The organism is Thermococcus sp., from assembly GCF_027066465.1.
In the GTDB taxonomy this organism is placed as follows: Archaea; Methanobacteriota_B; Thermococci; order Thermococcales; family Thermococcaceae; genus Thermococcus.
The window spans coordinates 1-3411 of record NZ_JAMONU010000045.1 but is presented as its reverse complement, the minus strand read 5'-3'; the positions used below and the strand labels follow the sequence as shown (position 1 = coordinate 3411).

General features: G+C 55.4%; 4 protein-coding genes. 3 read left to right on the top strand and 1 reads right to left on the bottom strand.

Going from position 1 to position 3411, the window contains the following annotated elements; all coding sequences use genetic code 11:
* Window positions 1-177: 177 nt before the first annotated feature.
* Complete coding sequence (gene purM / locus MVK46_RS01940; RefSeq protein ID WP_297534874.1) at window positions 178-1182, top strand: phosphoribosylformylglycinamidine cyclo-ligase; 1005 nt, start codon at window positions 178-180, stop codon at window positions 1180-1182.
* Between the two features lie 32 nt (window positions 1183-1214).
* Entirely contained in the window at window positions 1215-1379 is a 165-nt protein-coding gene (locus MVK46_RS01935) for a hypothetical protein (protein WP_297534870.1), read from the top strand.
* On the opposite strand, the gene purC is transcribed toward MVK46_RS01935, so the two are convergent.
* Entirely contained in the window at window positions 1351-2058 is a 708-nt protein-coding gene (gene purC, locus MVK46_RS01930) for a phosphoribosylaminoimidazolesuccinocarboxamide synthase (protein ID WP_297534868.1), read from the bottom strand. The two genes, MVK46_RS01935 and purC, sit on opposite strands and share 29 nt — an antisense overlap.
* A gap of 154 nt (window positions 2059-2212) precedes the next feature.
* On the opposite strand from purC, the gene purF reads away from it, so the two are divergent.
* Window positions 2213-3411 (top strand): amidophosphoribosyltransferase (gene purF / locus MVK46_RS01925; protein ID WP_297534872.1); only part of this gene is annotated, 1199 nt, incomplete at its 3' end.

Here is a 3411-nt window from a genome sequence, read left to right as displayed (position 1 = left end):
ATCTTCTGAGCGGAATCCGTCATGGCAGTTCCAAGTTCATCGCGGGGCTTAATCACAGCCACCACCCCTGGCAGGTTTTGACGTTTTAATGTTAAAAATTCCAGATATTTAAGCATTTTTTGGCAAAAAAATGGCAAACTTTTTAAGTCCTCTGCGGAACTTCCACCGGTGATGCTCATGCTGACCTACGCCCAGGCCGGAGTTGACGACGAGAAAACTGCTAGGGCTTTGAGAAGCATAATAAACCTCGCGAGGGAGACGTTCAGGTTCAGGAGGGGAAAGCCCGGGGAGCCCGCGGAAAACCTCGGCCACTACTCCGCTTTGCTTGACTTCGGGAAATTTTACCTCGCCATGACGACAGACGGCGTTGGAACAAAGGTTCTCGTCGCGGAAGCGGTTGGCAAGTTCGACACGATAGGGATAGACATGATAGCGATGAACGTGAACGACCTGCTCTGCGTTGGGGCTGAGCCGGTAGCGTTAGTTGACTACCTCGCCGTTCGCGAGCCGGACGAGAGAGTCTTTGGGGAGATAGCGAAGGGCCTCTACGCTGGAGCGGAGCAGGCCGGGATAGCGATAGTCGGCGGGGAAACTGCCGTGATGCCCGACCTCGTAAACGGCTTCGATTTGGCGGGAACTGCCATCGGAATCGTCGAGAAGGGAAAGGTAATCACTGGCGAGAAGATAAAGCCCGGCGACGCTGTAATAGGAATTTCGAGCTCGGGAATCCACTCAAACGGCCTGACCCTGGCGAGGAAGCTCCTCATTCCGAAGTACGGCCTCGACTACGAATACGATGGCAGGAAGCTCTGGGAGTGGCTTTTGGAACCAACGAGGATTTACGTGAGGGCGGTTCTTGAGCTTATAGAGGGCGTTGAGGTTCACGGCCTGGCCCACATAACCGGTGGTGGACTCACGAACCTCAAGCGCCTCACGAACTACGGCTTCTCCATCGAGATGCCCCCGATTGAGGGAATATTCAGGCTCATCCATGATAACGGCGTTCCTCTAGAGGAGATGTTCCGGGTCTTCAACATGGGTGTCGGCTTCGTCGCAATTGTTCCTCCGGAGGAGAAGGAAGAAGCTCTGGAAATCCTCACCAAGCATTACGAGAGCTTTGAGCTTGGGGTCGTTACGGAGGAACCATCGATTAGGGTCGAGAACTACGGGATAAAGCTTTAATCTCCCAGACCCTTTGTTTTTCAGGTGCTGGTATGGAGCTTACCGTGAGGAGAAAGGCCTTCATCGAGGAGCTTCCGGGTATCGTGGAAGAGGCTGTTAAAACCTACGGAATCCGGCTGAGGAGGATAAAAATAGAGGAGGACGAGAAAGGTTGCTACACGGTGCTAATCACCTACGATTCGGAGTTTCGCCCGTGAGCCTCTCGTAGAGCCTCTCGTAGGCTGAAATCAGGTCGCCCTTGTCAAAGCGGAAGACGTCCTTGTCGAGGCTCTCCCTCGTTTCGGCGTCCCAGAAGCGGCATGTGTCGGGGCTAATCTCGTCCCCGAGGACTATCTCGCCCCTCTTGTTCCTTCCGAACTCGAGCTTGAAGTCAACCAGAATTATCCCGCGCTCGGCGAAGTACTTCCTGAGAACCTCGTTCACCTTGAGGGCGATTCTCTCCATCTCCCGAACCTCGTCCTCACCTATGCCCAGAACCTTGGCGTGGTATCGGTTAATCATCGGGTCGCCGAGGCCGTCGTCCTTGTAGTAGAGCTCAACTATCGGCTCCGGAAGTTCGGTTCCTTCCTCGAGAGGGAGGCGCTTCTTTAAACTTCCTGCGACGACGTTCCTGACGACAACCTCAAGGGGGTACATCCTGAGCCTCTCAACGATGAGCCTGTTGTCACCGGCGACGCCTATGAAGTGGGTCTTGACTCCGCTCTCCTCAAGAACCTTGAAGAGAAGGGCGCTAATCTGGGCGTTGAGCCAGCCCTTACCCTTGAACTGGGCCTTCTTCTTGCCGTCGAAGGCTGTTGCATCGTCCTTGAACTCGAGAATGACCTTATCATCATCGAGGGGAATCACCTTCTTGGCCTTGCCCTCGTAAACCTCCATCGGAATCACCATTTTTGTGTAAAACTTGCTCGTTTTTAAGGGTTATTTTGCCTTATTATTGTCAAAAACTGGGCAAAGTTTTTAAGCACGAGGATTTAAACCAAGCCGGAGTGCTTGAAGGCTATTGACATCCCAATGGCAACTGGTGGTGGGGATGCGGGAGAAGTGCGGAATCTTTGCAACGCTCTCAGAGAACTCAGCAAAGAAGGCATACTACGCTCTGCTCGCCCTCCAGCACCGCGGACAGGAGAGCGCGGGAATAAGCGTCTGGCGGGGCAGGATAAGAACGGTTTCCGGTCTCGGTCTCGTCACCGACGTCTTCAGGGGAAAGGAGCTCGCAAAACTGAAGTCAAACCTCGCCATAGCCCACGTCCGCTACTCCACCTCGGGCTCGCTCAACGAGACCCAGCCCTTGGAAACGGAGTGCTGTGGAATGAGAATCGCGGTGGCGCACAACGGGACGCTCACCAACTTTAGACCCCTCCGAGAGAGGTATGAAAAGCTCGGCGTCAGGTTCCGCCACTCGGTTGACTCCGAACTTCTCGGGATTTCGTTTCTCTGGCATCTCCACGAGACGGGGGACGAGTTCGAGGCCATGAAGGCCGTTTTAAACGAGGTTAAAGGCGCTTACTCCGTTGCCTTCCTATTCGACGGCAAAATCCTCGTGGTGAGGGACCCCGTTGGTTTCAGGCCCCTGAGCTATGGAACAGGAGATGGCCACTACTTCGCGAGCGAGGATTCGGCATTGAGGCTCTTCGTGGAGGAGACGAGGGACGTGAAGCCGGGGGAGGTCTTCCTTCTCTCGGAAAACGGCGTTGAGAGCAGGGTTCTCGCGGAGGAAAGCCACCACCACTGCGTTTTTGAGTACATCTACTTCGCGAGGCCGGACAGCGTTCTTGATGGGACGAGCGTCTACGGTGCGAGGGTTAGGATGGGCAGGGAGCTGGCTCGCGAAAGTCCGGCCGAGGGAGACGTCGTCATAGCGGTTCCCGACTCCGGAAGGGCCTCCGCCTTAGGTTTCTCGCAGGAGAGCGGAATTCCCTACGCCGAAGGCCTGATAAAGAACCGCTACATCGGGAGGACCTTCATAACGCCGGGCCAGTTCAACCGCGAGCTGAAGGTTAAGCTCAAGCTCTCGCCTGTTAGGGAAGTCGTGGCCGGGAAGAGGGTCGTTCTGGTGGACGATTCCATAGTCAGGGGCACGACGATGAAGAGAATCGTCGCGATGCTCAGGAAGGCCGGCGCGAGGGAGGTACACGTCAGAATAGCCTCGCCGCCGATAAGGTATCCCTGCTACATGGGCATCGACATTCCCACGAGGCACGAGCTCATAGCGGCCTTCGGGGGAGTTGA